This is a genomic window from Streptomyces sp. NPDC029122 (assembly GCF_055569445.1).
In genome coordinates, this window is sequence record NZ_JBVHWK010000022.1 from 1 (window position 1) to 13,935 (window position 13,935).

The window sequence follows — 13,935 nt, forward strand, 5'->3', positions numbered from 1 at the left end:
AGCGATAGGCTTCTGTCTCGCGCTGGGAGGGTGTACTCCCTGCCTCCCCCAGCCCCCCCCCCTCCCTCCTCCCCCCCCCCCCCCCCCCCCCCCCCCCGACACCCCCCCCCCCCCCCCCCCCCCCCCCCCCCCCCCCCCCCCCCCCCCCCAGCCGCACGACTGCCCCCGGAAGCCCGCGCGGCGGATTCGCCCGCGCCCTCGCCACGCACTGGTACGCCTGGGCCATGGTCGCCCCGGTCGTGCTCGTCCTCGGCGTGATCGTCGGCTGGCCGCTCGTACGCGGCGTCTACCTGTCGCTGACCGACGCCAACGAGCGCAACGTCGCCCGCACCATCGGCGTGCGCCACATCGAGGCCACGTACGAGTTCGTCGGGCTCGACAACTACACGGCGGTCCTCGGCGACCCCCTCTTCTGGCAGCGGCTGGTGTGGACGGTGGTGTGGACCGTCGCCTGCGTGTCCCTCACCTTCGCCCTCGGCCTCGGTCTGGCCACCATGCTCAACCGGCGGTTCCGGGGCCGCGCCGCCTACCGGATGGCGCTCATCCTGCCGTGGGCCGTGCCCGGCTTCGTCTCGGTCTTCGCCTGGCGGTTCCTCTTCAACCGCGACAACGGCATCCTCAACAAGATCCTCGACGGGGGCGGCATCGCGGCCGTCCCGTGGCTCGACGACCCCACCTGGGCCAAGCTCTCCGTCGTCGCCGTCAACGTCTGGCTGGGCATCCCCTTCATGATGGTCGCCCTGCTCGGCGGCCTGCAGTCGATCCCCGGCGAGCTGTACGAGGCCGCCGAGATGGACGGCGCCGGACCCTGGCAGCGGTTCCGGCACATCACCCTGCCCGGACTGCGCGCCGTGAGCATGACGGTGATCCTGCTCTCCACCATCTGGACCTTCAACATGTTCCCGGTGATCTTCCTGCTGACCCGGGGCGGCCCCGGCGACTCCACCGAGATCCTGGTGACCCAGGCGTTCCGCGAGGCCTTCATCGCGAGCCCGCGCGACTTCGCCGGCTCGGCGACGTGGGGCGTGCTCATCCTCGCCCTGCTCATGATCTTCGCGCTGGTCTACCGGCGCTCGCTGCGCAAGCAGGGAGAGGTGTGGTGACCGTGACCTCCGCCAAGCAGACAGCCGCCCGGCGGGCGGACGCCGAGCAGGCGACCGGGCTGGAGGGCGCCGGGCACAAGGGCGCCGCACAGAACGGCTCGGGCCGGCAGCGCGCCACCGCCCGCCCGCGCGGCAGCCGCTCCCCGCTCGCCTCCTTCGGCCTGCACGCCACGCTCGTCGTCGCGTCCGTGATCGCCGTCTTCCCCGTGCTGTGGATCCTGCTGACCTCGCTCAAGCCGGCCGAGCACGCGATCACCACGGACTTCGTGAAGGAGCCCACGCTCTCGAACTACGCGTACCTGCTGGAGTCCAGCCACTTCCTCAGCTGGTTCGCGAACTCCGTCCTGGTCGCCGGCATCACCACCGTGCTCGGCGTGTTCATCGCCGCCACCACCGGCTACGCGGTCAGCCGCTTCAAGTTCCCGGGCATGAAGCCGCTGATGTGGACCCTGCTCATCACGCAGATGTTCCCGATGGCCATCCTGATCGTCCCGCTCTACAACCTGATGGGAGAGCTCGGGCTGCTGAACCAGCCGCTCGGCCTGATCATCACGTACCTCACCATCGCCGTGCCGTTCTGCGCCTGGATGATGAAGGGCTTCTTCGACACCATCCCGGTCGAGATCGACGAATCCGGCCGCGTCGACGGACTCAACCCCTTCGGCACCTTCTGGCGCCTGATCCTGCCGCTCGCCAGGCCCGGCCTCGCCGTGACCGGCTTCTACGCCTTCATCACCGCCTGGGGCGAGGTCGCGTACGCCTCCGCCTTCATGGTCGGTGAGGAAAACCTGACCCTCGCGGGCGGGCTGCAGACCTTCGTCACGCAGTACACCTCCAACTGGGGCGCCATGAGCGCGGCATCCGTCCTCATCGCGATCCCTGCGGCGGTCTTCTTCCTCTTCGCCCAGCGTCACCTCGTCGCCGGCATGACGGCGGGCGCCACCAAGGGCTGACCACCCGCGCCCGCCCCGCTCCACCGGCCCGATCTCTCCAAGGACACCATGACCCAGCACCTCGCCGACGCGCTCCCCACCCCGACCGGGACCCAGCCCGGCTGGTGGAGAGACGCGGTGATCTACCAGGTCTATCCGCGCAGCTTCGCCGACTCCAACGGCGACGGCATGGGGGACCTCGAAGGCATCCGGAGCCGCCTGCCCTACCTGCGCGACCTGGGAGTCGACGCCGTGTGGCTCAGCCCCTTCTACGCCTCCCCGCAGGCCGACGCCGGCTACGACGTCGCCGACTACCGGGCCATCGACCCCATGTTCGGCACCCTGCACGACGCCGACGCCGTCATCCGCGAAGCGCACGCGCTCGGCATGCGGATCATCGTCGACCTCGTCCCCAACCACTGCTCCGACCAGCACGAATGGTTCAAGCAGGCACTGCGGGAAGGCCCCGGCAGCACCCTGCGCGAACGCTTCCACTTCCGGCCCGGCAAGGGCGCGAACGGCGAACTCCCGCCCAACGACTGGGAGTCCATCTTCGGCGGCCCGGCGTGGACGCGCGTGGCGGACGGCGAGTGGTACCTGCACCTCTTCGCCCCCGAACAGCCCGACTTCAACTGGGAACACCCGGCCGTCCAGGACGAGTTCCGCTCCGTGCTCCGCTTCTGGCTCGACCTCGGCGTCGACGGGTTCCGGATCGACGTGGCCCACGGGCTGGTCAAGGCCCCCGGACTGCCGGACCTCGGGCGCGACGAACAGCTGAAGCTGCTCGGCAACCAGGTGCTGCCCTTCTTCGACCAGGACGGCGTCCACGAGATCTACCGGTCCTGGCGGACGGTGCTCGACGAGTACGCCGGCGACCGCATCGGCGTCGCCGAAGCCTGGACGCCGAGCGCCGACCGGACCGCGCTCTACCTGCGCCCCGACGAGCTCCACCAGGCCTTCAACTTCCACTACCTCAGCACCGGCTGGGACGCGGCCGCGCTGCGCGCCGCGATCGACGACTCCCTCGACGCGATGCGGCCCGTCGGAGCCCCCACGACGTGGGTGCTGTCCAACCACGACGTGGTCCGCCACCGCACCCGGTTCGGCAGCCTGGACCGGGCGAGGGCGGCCGCGCTGCTGATGCTGGCCCTGCCCGGGTCCGCGTACGTCTACCAGGGCGAGGAGCTCGGCCTGCCCGAGGTGACCGACCTCCCGGACGAGGTGCGCCAGGACCCCTCGTTCTTCAAGGAGAACGGCCAGGACGGGCTGCGCGACGGTTGCCGCGTACCGCTCCCCTGGTCGGGCGACGAGGCCCCGTACGGCTTCGGCGGCGGTGGCAGCTGGCTTCCGCAGCCGCGCGAGTGGGCCGGGCTGAGCGTCGCCGCGCAGACCGGCGACCCGGAGTCGACGCTCGAGCTGTACCGCACCGCCCTGCGGATCCGGCGCGAGCACACGGACCTCGGCGCGGGGGACGCGGTGGAGTGGCTGGACGCCCCGCAGGGGGTCCTCATGTTCCGCCGGGGCGCCTTCGTGTGCACCGTCAACACGACGGGCGAAGCCGTACGCATACCCGCGCCGGGTTCCGTGCTCCTGGCGAGCGGCGCGCTGGCCGACCCCGACGTCCTGCCCGGCGACACGGCGGTGTGGTGGCAGGGGTGACCTCGCCCCTCCGGCTGACGGACATCGCCGCCCAGGCCCGGGTCAGCGAGGCGACCGTCAGCCGCGTGCTCAACGGCAAGGCGGGCGTGGCGGCCGGCACCCGGCACCGGGTGGTGGCCGCCATGGACCTGCTCGGCTACGAACGCCCGGTCAGGCTGAAACGCCGCAGCAACGGGCTGGTGGGGCTGCTGATCCCCGAGCTGACGAACCCGATCTTCCCGGCGTTCGCCCAGGTCATCGAGCAGGCCCTGGCCGGGCACGGCTACACCCCGGTGCTGTGCACCCAGACCCCGGGCGGGGCCACCGAGGACGAGCTGGTCGAGCAGCTGGAGGAACGCGGCGTCACCGGGATCGTCTTCCTCTCCGGCCTGCACGCCGACGCCTCCCAGGACCCGTCCCGCTACCAGCGGCTCGCGGCCCGGGGGCTGCCGTTCGTCCTCATCAACGGCTTCAACGAGGCCATCAGCGCCCCCTTCGTCTCCCCGGACGACCGGGCGGCCGCCGACATGGCCGTGCGCCACCTCGAGGAACTGGGGCACCGGCGCATCGGCCTGGCCATCGGGCCGACCCGCTACGTCCCCTCGGCGCGCAAGGAGCAGGGCTTCCTGGCGGCGCGGCCCGAGGCGGCGGAGGAAGGGCTCGTCCAGCGCACGCTGTTCACCGTCGAGGGCGGCCACGCGGCGGGCGGCGCCCTGCTCGACCGGGGTTGCACGGGGGTGGTCTGCGCCAGCGACATGATGGCGCTCGGCGTGATCCGCGCCGCGCGGGAGAGGGGGCTGCGCGTGCCGGAGGACGTCTCGGTGGTCGGCTTCGACGACTCCCCGCTGATCGCCTTCACGGACCCCCCGCTGACGACGATCCGCCAGCCGGTCCGCGCCATGGCCACGGCCGCGGTGGGCGCCCTCCTGGAGGCGGTGGCCGGCACCCCGGTCCAGCGCACGGAGTACGTCTTCCAGCCGGAGCTGGTGGTCCGCGGCTCGACGGGCACGGCACGGGGGTAGGGGGCGGCGCCGGCCGGCCGGGCGTCCGGCTCGCTGTGAGAGTCTGCGCCGCATGAGCATCGCGAAGAAGGGAACCCGGACGATCGTCGTGGGCGGGGACCGCTATCGCTGGGTGGTCGCGCCCGATGACGAGCCGGGGCTGGCCCTCGTCATCGTGCACGGTGAAGTGAACGGGCAGCGCCTGGTGAGGTGGGTCGAGCACGGAGTCGTGATCGGCCCCGGGCTCGTCGCGGCGACCATCCGCCGGGCGCTCCACGAGCACGGGTGGACGCCCCGGGAGCGCGGCAGGCAGCTCACGCTGCGGTAATGCCGCAGGGGCGGCCGACGTTGCTGTCGGGCCGCCCCCACGGGGTCAAGTGCTTCGGGTCAGGCTCCCAGGTGGGAGCCCTCCGCCCACTCCTTCGCGCCTTCCTTGAGGCAGGTCGAGTTGTAGACCGGGCCGGCGAACGCCGGGAGGTTGTGGGGGATCGCGGCGAACGTCGAGCAGTTCGACGAGTAGGCCTTGCGGCCACCGTCGAAGTAGTCGATTTCGACCCCGTCGGCCAGGGCGGCACCGGCCCCGCCGAGCAGGATGCCGGCAGCCAGGACGGACGCGGTGACAGCAGAACGAATACGCATGACTCCCCTAAGGATCACTGGACGGACGCGCTGGTTGATCTGCGCGTCGGCCGGTCCAACCGTCCAAGGGCGCTGTTGGGAACGGACGTTCACTCCAATGCCGGTAGCTGAATCGTTTCCGCGCCCATGAACCCGTCCGACCGGCTGTTCCCTTGCCGCGTGGCCCGTGCAAGCATCTGCGGATGATCACACTTGCCGATGACCTCGGCCACCTCTCCTACGTCGTCACCGGTGGCGGGCCGCCGCTCGTCCTCGTGCACGCCGGCGTCGCCGACCACCGCATGTGGGACGCCGTCGTGCCCGGTCTGGCGGAGCGGTACACCGTCATCCGTTACGACCTGCGCGGCTTCGGCGAATCCGCCCCGCCGGCCGGCCCGTACAGCGACACCGACGATCTGCGCCGCCTCCTGGACCACCTCGGCCACGCGCGCGTACGGCTCGTCGGCGCGTCCTGGGGCGGCCGCGTGGCCGTGGATTTCACCCTGGCCCACCCGGGCCGGGTGCACTCCCTGGCGCTGTTCGCCGCACCGTGGCCGGGCTACGACTGGTCCGCGGAGATGCACGCGTACGACGGGGCGGAGACGGCCGCGCTGGCCGCGGGCGACGTGGACGCCGCCACCGCGATCAACCTGGACATGTGGCTGCGCGGACCGGCCCGCGGCTGGGAGGACGTCGCCCCCGGCCTGGCCGACCGGGTGCGTGAGCCCATGCGCACGTCGCTCGTGAACATGGCGGTCCGCGACGAGCACGCCCAAGGGCCCGGAGCCGGGGACATCGCGGGCATCTCCGTCCCCGCCCTCGTGGGGACCGGCAAGCTCGACGTCGCCGACTTCCAGGACATCGGCCGGCGCTACGCCTCCGGGATCCCGGGCGCGACGCTGGTCGAATTCCCCACCGCCGCCCACCTCATCGCGCTGGACGCCCCCGCCGAACTCACCGCGGCGCTCCTCCCCTTCCTCGCCCGCTAGGCCGAGAGCCCCGCGCCGGCTGACCGCAGCCGCTTCCGGCCGCCTCCGGTGCGGGCGCCGGCCCGGTACGGCCGCAGGCCGCCGGGTGCCGAGACGCGGGCACGGGCCCCGCCGAGCCGGAATCCCGCCGGCGGGGCCCGCATCCGGGCCATGGCCGGGCCCGGTCCCTCGTGACAGCGCCGAGGGACCGCCCCGAACCCTCCTGAGACCGCCGGGCGCGCATCCGGAACCACCTCCCGCCGGGTGACGGCCGGAAACAATTCTGCAATCTCTTGCGCAAACTCTTGCAACACTCCTGGGCGCCCCCTACGGTCGCGTGCAATCCCCACCTTCCCGCCAGGAGGACCCCCACATGGCTCGATCCGTTTCCCCGCGCGCCGCGAGAGCCGCCCTGGCCGCGGCCGCGCTCGCCGCCGCCACCCTCACCGCGCAGGCGCCGCAGGCTTCCGCGGCCCCGCCGGGGGAGAAGGACGTGACCGCCGTGCTGTTCGAGTGGCGGTTCGCCGACGTCGCCACCGCCTGTACGTCCTCCCTCGGGCCCGCCGGGTACGGGTACGTCCAGGTCTCGCCGCCGCAGGAGCACGTCCAGGGCTCGCAGTGGTGGACCTCGTACCAGCCCGTCAGCTACAAGATCGCCGGGCGGCTCGGTGACCGCGCCGCCTTCAAGAGCATGGTCGACACCTGCCACGCCGCCGGCGTGAAGGTCGTCGCCGACGCCGTCATCAACCACATGGCCGGCCCGGCCGACCCCGGCGCCACCCTCACGGGCACCGGCGGGTCGACGTACGGCAAGTACGCCTACCCCGGCCTCTACTCCGGCGCCGACATGGACGACTGCCGGGCGGAGATCTCGAACTACCAGGACAAGGGCAACGTCCAGAGCTGCGAGCTGGTCAAGCTCGCCGACCTCGACACCGGCGAGGCGTACGTGCGCGGGCGGATCGCCGCGTACCTGAACGACCTGCTCTCCCTCGGCGTCGACGGCTTCCGGATCGACGCCGCCAAGCACATGCCCGCCGCCGACCTCGCCGACATCAAGTCCCGGCTGGGCAACCCCTCCGTCTACTGGAAGCAGGAGGCGATATTCGGCGCCGGGGAGGCCGTATCGCCGTCCGAGTACCTCGGCAACGGTGACGTGCAGGAGTTCCGGTACGCCCGGGACCTCAAGCGCGTCTTCCAGAACGAGAGCCTCGCCCACCTGAAGAACTTCGGGGAGGGCTGGGGGTACATGGCATCCGGCAAGTCCGGGGTGTTCGTCGACAACCACGACACCGAACGCAACGGCGAGACCCTCACCTACAAGAACGGCTCCCCGTACACCCTCGCCAACGTCTTCATGCTGGCCTGGCCCTACGGCTCCCCGGACGTGCACTCCGGCTACGAGTGGACCGACAAGGACGCCGGCCCGCCCAACGGCGGCACCGTGAAGGCCTGCTACTCCGACGGGTGGAAGTGCCAGCACGCCTGGCCGGAGATCTCCTCCATGGTCGGCTTCCGCAACACCGCCCGCGGACAGGGCGTCACCGACTGGTGGGACAACGGCGGCGACCAGATCGCCTTCGGACGCGGTTCCAAGGCGTACGTCGCCATCAACCACGAGACGGGCGAGCTGACCCGCACCTTCCAGAGCTCCCTGCCCGCCGGCACCTACTGCGACGTGCAGAGCGGCCGCGCCGTGGCCGTGGACTCCGCCGGCCGGTTCACCGCCACCCTCGGAGCCGGCACCGCCCTCGCCCTGCACGTCAACGCCAAGACGTGCACCGGGACCCCGCCGGCCGCCGAAACCGGCGCCTCGTTCGCCGTCAACGCCACCACCGTCCCCGGCCAGAACATCCACATCACCGGCGACCGCCCCGAACTCGGCGGCTGGAACACCGCCGCCGCCCTCAAGCTCGACCCGGCCGCCTACCCCGTGTGGAAGCTCGACGTGGCCCTCCCGGCCGGGACCTCCTTCGCCTACAAGTACGTCCGCAAGGACGCCTCCGGGAACGTCACCTGGGAGAGCGGGGCCAACCGCAACGCCACCGTCCCCGCCAACGGCAAGGTCACGCTGACCGACACCTGGCGCAACTGACCCCTCCCGGCACCTCAGCCCGACCCCAAGGAGACCCCTTGATACGCCCCGCCGCAGGAGCCCTCGCCGCCGCCCTGGCCGTGACGCTCCTGCCCGCCCTCCCCGCGGCCGCCGCCGCGCAGGCCCCGGCACCACCCTCGGACGCCAGACTCGCCGCGGAGTCCGCCCGCCACGACCTGACCCGGGAGCAGTTCTACTTCGTGCTCCCGGACCGGTTCGCGAACGGCGACCCGCGCAACGACCGGGGCGGGCTGACCGGAGGCCGGCTGGAGACCGGCCTGGACCCGACGGACAAGGGCTTCTACCAGGGCGGGGACCTCAAGGGGCTCACCGACCGGCTCGACTACATCAAGGGGCTCGGCACCACCGCCATCTGGCTGGCGCCGATCTTCAAGAACCAGCCCGTGCAGGGCGCGGGCGCCGAAGCCTCCGCCGGCTACCACGGCTACTGGATCACCGACTTCACCCAGGTCGACCCGCACTTCGGCACCAACGCCGACCTGGAACGGCTCATCGACAAGGCGCACGGGAAGGGGATGAAGGTCTTCTTCGACGTCATCACCAACCACACCGCCGACGTCGTCGACTACCGCGAGGGCTCGCACGAGTACCTGTCGAAGGGGGCCTTCCCCTACCTGACCAAGGACGGGGTCCCCTTCGACGACGCGGACTACGCCGACGGGAAGAAGAAGTTCCCCGCCACCGGTCCGGGCTCCTTCCCCCGCACCCCCTTCGTGCCCGACGCGAAGAAGGACCTCAAGGTCCCCGCCTGGCTCAACGATCCGGCGATGTACCACAACCGGGGCGACTCCACCTTCGCCGGGGAATCCTCCGGGCACGGCGACTTCTCCGGCCTCGACGACCTGTGGACCGAGCGCCCCGAGGTCGTCAGCGGGATGGAGAAGATCTACGAGAAGTGGGTCAGGGACTACGAGATCGACGGCTTCCGCATCGACACGGTCAAGCACGTCAACACCGCCTTCTGGACCCAGTGGGCCACCGCCCTCGACACGTACGCCGCCAAGCGCGGCCGTGAGGACTTCTTCATGTTCGGCGAGGTGTACTCCGCCGACACCGCCGTCACCTCCCCGTACGTCACCCGCGGCCGCCTCGACGCCACCCTCGACTTCCCGCTCCAGGACGCCATCCGCGCGTACGCCTCCCAGGGCGCGCCCGCCGGCCGGCTGGGCTCCGTACTCGCCGAGGACTACCGGTACACCACCGACAAGGCCAACGCCTACGAGCAGGTGACCTTCCTCGGCAACCACGACATGGGCCGCTTCGCCCACTTCCTGAAGCAGGACCGGCCCGCGGCGGGGGAGCGGGAGCTGCTCGACCGCTACCGGCTCGCCAACGAGCTGATGTTCCTCTCCCGCGGCAACCCGGTGATCTACTCCGGCGACGAGCAGGGCTTCACCGGCTCCGGCGGTGACAAGGACGCCCGCGCACCCCTGTTCGCCACCCGCGTCGCCGACTACCTGGACGACGACCAGCTCGGAACGGCACGCACGCACGGGAGCGACGCCTACGATCCGGAGCACCCGCTCTACACGCAGATCAGTGCTCTCTCGAAGCTGACCAAGGCCCACCCGGCCCTCCGCGACGGCATCCAGAGCGAGCGCCTCGCCGACGGCTCCGCCTACGCCTTCGCCCGCACCGACCCCAAGACCCGTACCGAGTACCTGGTCGCCACCAACAACAGCGGCACCGCCCGCACCGTCGACATCGACGCCCCGCCCGGCGCCCGCTACCGCCCCCTCTACGGAGCCACCGGCCCCGGCGGCACCCCGTACGCGGGCCCCGCCCCGGTCACCGCCTCGCCCGCGGGCAAGCTCACCGTGAACCTGCCCGCCCTCGGCGCCGTCGTCCTCCAGGCCACCGCCCCCCTGCCCGCCCCTGCCGCCCGGCCCGCCCTGACCCTCAAGGCCCCCGCCCCCGGCGCCACCGGCACCGTCGAGCTGTCCGCCGACGTCACCGGCGGCGGCCCCGGCGCCCTCACCCGGGTCGTGTTCGCCGCCCAGACCGGCACCGGCCGCTGGGAGGTCCTCGGCTCCGCCGACCACGCCCCGTACAAGGTCACCCAGACCATCGACCCGGCCACCCCGGCCGGCACCCCCCTGCGCTACAAGGCCGTCGCCGTCGACTCCGCCGGCCGCACCGCCGCCGCCCTCGCCGCGTCCGCCACCGGGCAGACCCCGCCGCCCACCGTCCCCACCGCCACCCAGCGCGACTACGCCGTCGTCCACTACAACCGCCCCGACGGCGACTACACCGGCTGGCGGCTCTACGCCTGGGGCGACATCGCCGAGGGCGAAGCCACCCCCTGGCCCGAGGGACACCCCTTCACCGGCCGTGACGCCTACGGCGCCTTCGCGTACGTCCGCCTCAAGCCCGGCGCCTCCTCCATCGGCTACCTCGTCATCGACAAGGACGGCAACAAGGACGTCGCCGCCGACCGCACCCTCGACGTCACCAAGACCGGCGAGATCTGGCTGGAGCAGGGCAAGGAGGCCGTCCGCACCGACCGCCCCGCCCAGCCGCCCCAGGACCGGAACAAGGCCGTCCTGCACTACCAGCGCCCCGACGGCGCCTACGACGGCTGGGGCCTGCACGTGTGGACCGGCGCCGCCACCCCCACCGACTGGTCCAGGCCGCTGCTCCCGGCGCGCACCGACTCCTACGGCGCCGTCTACGAGGTCCCCCTCGCCCCCGGCGCCACCAGCCTCAGCTACATCCTCCACAACGGCGACCAGAAGGACCTCCCCGCCGACCAGTCCCTCGACCTGAAGGCCACCGGCCACGAGGTGTGGATGCTGGGCGGCCGCGAGAAGTACCTCCTCCCGCAGCCCGCCGGCTCCGCCGCCGCCCTGGACCTCACCAAGGCGGAGGCCGTCTGGATCGACCGCGACACCCTCGCCTGGAACGCCCCGCAGGCGGCCGCCTCCCTCCAGCTCCTCGCCTCCCGCGACGGCCGGATCACCGCCCAGAACGGCGTCCTCGGCGAGAACGGCGCCCAGTGGCTGCGGCTGGCCCGCTCCCAGCTCACCCCCGCCCAGAAGCAGAAGTTCCCGCACCTGGCGGCGTACACCGCCCTCACCGTCGACCCCCGCGACCGCGACCGGGTACGCGAAGCCCTGCGCGGCCAGCTCGTCGCGAGCGCCCGCACCGCGAACGGGGCGGTGCTCGCCGCCACCGGCGTCCAGCTCGCCGGAGCCCTCGACGACCTCTACGCGGCGAACGCCGGCGACAAGGCCCTCGGCCCCGTCTTCAAGGACGGCCGCCCCACCCTCTCCGTCTGGGCCCCCACCGCCCAGCAGGTCTCCCTGGAGATCGACGGCCGCACCGTCCCCATGCGCCGCGACGACACCACCGGCATCTGGTCGGTGCGCGGCGAACGCTCCTGGACCGGCAAGCCCTACCGCTACGCCGTCACCGTCTGGGCCCCCAGTACCCGCCAGGTCGTCCGCAACCTGGTCACCGACCCCTACTCCACCGCCCTGACCACCGACTCCACCCACAGCCTGGCCGTCGACCTGGCCGACCCCCGGCTCGCCCCGCCCGGCTGGAAGGACCTGCGCAAGCCCGCTCCCGTCCCCTTCACCGGCGCCCAGATCCAGGAGCTGCACATCCGTGACTTCTCCGTCGCGGACGCCACCAGCGGGCACCCCGGCCAGTACCTGGCCTTCACCGACACCGGCTCGGCCGGCATGCGGCACCTGCGCGAGCTGGCCGCCGCCGGCACCTCGTACGTCCACCTCCTGCCCGCCTTCGACATCGGCACCATCCCCGAGGACCCCAAGGACCGCACCCAGCCCGCCTGCGACCTCGAGGCGTACGCACCGGACTCCGAGGAACAGCAGGCCTGCGTGGCCGCCGCCGCCGCGAAGGACGCCTACAACTGGGGCTACGACCCGCTGCACTACACCGTCCCCGAGGGCTCGTACGCCAGCGACCCGAACGGCACCGCGCGCACCGTCGAGTTCCGCAGGATGGTCCAGTCCCTGAACGGCGCCGGCCTGCGCACCGTGATGGACGTGGTCTACAACCACACCGTGGCCTCCGGCCAGTCGGACAAGTCGGTGCTCGACCGCATCGTCCCCGGCTACTACCAGCGCCTCCTGCCCGACGGAACCGTCGCCAGCTCCACCTGCTGCGCCAACACCGCGCCGGAGAACGCCATGATGGGCCGCCTCGTCGTGGACTCCGTCGTCACCTGGGCCAAGCAGTACAAGGTCGACGGCTTCCGCTTCGACCTGATGGGCCACCACCCGAAGGCCAACATCCTCGCCGTCCGCAAGGCCCTCGACGAGCTGACGCCCGCCAAGGACGGGGTCGACGGCAAGAAGATCGTCCTCTACGGGGAGGGCTGGAACTTCGGCGAGGTCGCCGACGACGCCCGCTTCGTCCAGGCCACGCAGAAGAACATGGCCGGCACCGGCATCGCGACCTTCTCCGACCGCGCCCGCGACGCCGTGCGCGGAGGCGGCCCCTTCGACGAGGACCCCCGCGTCCAGGGCTTCGCCTCCGGCCTGTTCACCGACCCCAACGGCTCCCCGGCCAACGGCAGCCCCGCCGAGCAGCGCACCCGCCTGCTGCACGCCCAGGACCTGCTGAAGGTCGGCCTCTCCGGCAACCTCGCCGGGTACGCCTTCACCGACTCCGCGGGCCGCCGCACCAAGGGCTCCGAGGTCGACTACAACGGCGCCCCGGCCGGCTACGCGGCGGCTCCCGGAGACGCCCTCGCCTACGCCGACGCCCACGACAACGAGTCCCTGTACGACGCCCTCGCCTACAAGCTGCCCGCGGCCACCTCCACCGCCGACCGGGCGCGCATGCAGGTCCTGGCCATGGCCACGGCCGCGCTCTCCCAGGGCCCGGCCCTCTCCCAGGCGGGCACCGACCTGCTCCGCTCGAAGTCGCTGGACCGCAACTCCTACGACAGCGGCGACTGGTTCAACGCCCTGCACTGGGACTGCCGCGACGGCAACGGCTTCGGCCTCGGCCTGCCGCCCGCCGCCGACAACCGCGCCAAGTGGCCCTACGCGAAGCCGCTGCTGAGCGGCCCGGTCCCCGGCTGCGCGGAGATCCGGGGCGCCTCGGCCGCCTACCGCGACCTGCTGCGGATCCGTACGACGGAAAGCGCGTTCGCCCTCACCACCGCCGAGGCGGTGCAGCAGCGGCTGTCCTTCCCGCTCTCCGGGCCGCAGGAGACCCCGGGCGTCCTCACCATGGCCCTCGGCGACCTGGTGGTGGTCTTCAACGCCACCCCCGCCGACCAGCACCAGCGCGTCCCCGCCCTCGCGGGCACCGGCTACGCCCTGCACCCGGTGCAGGCGGGCGGCTCGGACCCGGCGGTGAAGCGGTCGGCGTACGACCCGGCGACGGGGGAGTTCACCGCCCCGGCGCGCACGGTCGCGGTGTTCAAGCGGGCCTGACCGCCACCCGGGCACGACAGGACGGCGGGGTCGGGGGTCCTCCCCCCCCCCCCTTTCTCTTCCCCTGCGGGCGGTTTAGGCAGCCAAGCGCCGCTCCCACAAGGACAACCCCTCACCCCCCCCCCCCTTTGCCCGTCTTGAGGGG

General features: G+C 72.4%; 9 protein-coding genes. 8 read left to right on the forward strand and 1 reads right to left on the reverse strand.

Annotated elements, in window-relative coordinates:
- The first annotated feature begins 224 nt into the window (after positions 1–224).
- The 5 genes from ACZ4WZ_RS23665 to ACZ4WZ_RS23685 all read left to right on the forward strand — a co-directional run bounded on the left by ACZ4WZ_RS23665 (position 225) and on the right by ACZ4WZ_RS23685 (position 5,002).
- A complete protein-coding gene (locus ACZ4WZ_RS23665) occupies positions 225–1,103 on the forward strand; it encodes a carbohydrate ABC transporter permease (protein WP_467893189.1) in 879 nt (292 codons plus the stop codon).
- 161 nt (positions 1,104–1,264) lie between these two features.
- The gene (locus ACZ4WZ_RS23670) at positions 1,265–2,056 is read left to right on the forward strand and encodes a sugar ABC transporter permease (protein ID WP_467893337.1); all 792 of its coding nucleotides are present in this window, start codon (positions 1,265–1,267) and stop codon (positions 2,054–2,056) included.
- A 48-nt stretch (positions 2,057–2,104) separates the two neighbouring features.
- The gene (locus ACZ4WZ_RS23675) at positions 2,105–3,694 is read left to right on the forward strand and encodes a glycoside hydrolase family 13 protein (protein ID WP_467893190.1); all 1,590 of its coding nucleotides are present in this window, start codon (positions 2,105–2,107) and stop codon (positions 3,692–3,694) included.
- Positions 3,682–4,695 carry a LacI family DNA-binding transcriptional regulator gene (locus ACZ4WZ_RS23680; protein ID WP_467893192.1) on the forward strand — a complete coding sequence of 338 codons (1,014 nt, stop codon included), beginning with the start codon at positions 3,682–3,684 and terminating at the stop codon, positions 4,693–4,695. Before ACZ4WZ_RS23675 ends, ACZ4WZ_RS23680 begins: the two co-directional genes overlap by 13 nt.
- A gap of 52 nt (positions 4,696–4,747) precedes the next feature.
- The gene (locus ACZ4WZ_RS23685) at positions 4,748–5,002 is read left to right on the forward strand and encodes a hypothetical protein (protein ID WP_467893194.1); all 255 of its coding nucleotides are present in this window, start codon (positions 4,748–4,750) and stop codon (positions 5,000–5,002) included.
- A gap of 59 nt (positions 5,003–5,061) precedes the next feature.
- On the opposite strand, the gene ACZ4WZ_RS23690 is transcribed toward ACZ4WZ_RS23685, so the two are convergent.
- The gene (locus ACZ4WZ_RS23690) at positions 5,062–5,313 is read right to left on the reverse strand and encodes a hypothetical protein (protein WP_467893195.1); all 252 of its coding nucleotides are present in this window, start codon (positions 5,311–5,313) and stop codon (positions 5,062–5,064) included.
- Between the two features lie 182 nt (positions 5,314–5,495).
- Between ACZ4WZ_RS23690 and ACZ4WZ_RS23695 the strand changes: the two genes are divergently transcribed.
- The 3 genes from ACZ4WZ_RS23695 (at position 5,496) to pulA (ending at position 13,790) form a co-directional block, all read left to right on the forward strand.
- Positions 5,496–6,281, forward strand: a complete 786-nt coding sequence (locus ACZ4WZ_RS23695; protein WP_467893196.1) for an alpha/beta fold hydrolase — start codon at positions 5,496–5,498, stop codon at positions 6,279–6,281.
- Between the two features lie 352 nt (positions 6,282–6,633).
- The gene (locus tag ACZ4WZ_RS23700) at positions 6,634–8,355 is read left to right on the forward strand and encodes a carbohydrate-binding module family 20 domain-containing protein (protein WP_467893198.1); all 1,722 of its coding nucleotides are present in this window, start codon (positions 6,634–6,636) and stop codon (positions 8,353–8,355) included.
- A 38-nt stretch (positions 8,356–8,393) separates the two neighbouring features.
- Positions 8,394–13,790, forward strand: a complete 5,397-nt coding sequence (gene pulA / locus ACZ4WZ_RS23705; RefSeq protein WP_467893200.1) for a pullulanase-type alpha-1,6-glucosidase — start codon at positions 8,394–8,396, stop codon at positions 13,788–13,790.
- Positions 13,791–13,935 lie beyond the last annotated feature (145 nt).

Bases quoted from the DNA above. Each gene is read 5' to 3' on its own strand.
- ACZ4WZ_RS23665 (WP_467893189.1), top strand. From the start codon at position 225: ATGGTCGCCCCGGTCGTGCTCGTCCTCGGCGTGATCGTCGGCTGGCCG.
- ACZ4WZ_RS23675 (WP_467893190.1), top strand. From the start codon at position 2,105: ATGACCCAGCACCTCGCCGACGCGCTCCCCACCCCGACCGGGACCCAG.
- ACZ4WZ_RS23685 (WP_467893194.1), top strand. From the start codon at position 4,748: ATGAGCATCGCGAAGAAGGGAACCCGGACGATCGTCGTGGGCGGGGAC.
- ACZ4WZ_RS23690 (WP_467893195.1), bottom strand. From the start codon at position 5,313: ATGCGTATTCGTTCTGCTGTCACCGCGTCCGTCCTGGCTGCCGGCATC.
- ACZ4WZ_RS23695 (WP_467893196.1), top strand. From the start codon at position 5,496: ATGATCACACTTGCCGATGACCTCGGCCACCTCTCCTACGTCGTCACC.
- ACZ4WZ_RS23700 (WP_467893198.1), top strand. From the start codon at position 6,634: ATGGCTCGATCCGTTTCCCCGCGCGCCGCGAGAGCCGCCCTGGCCGCG.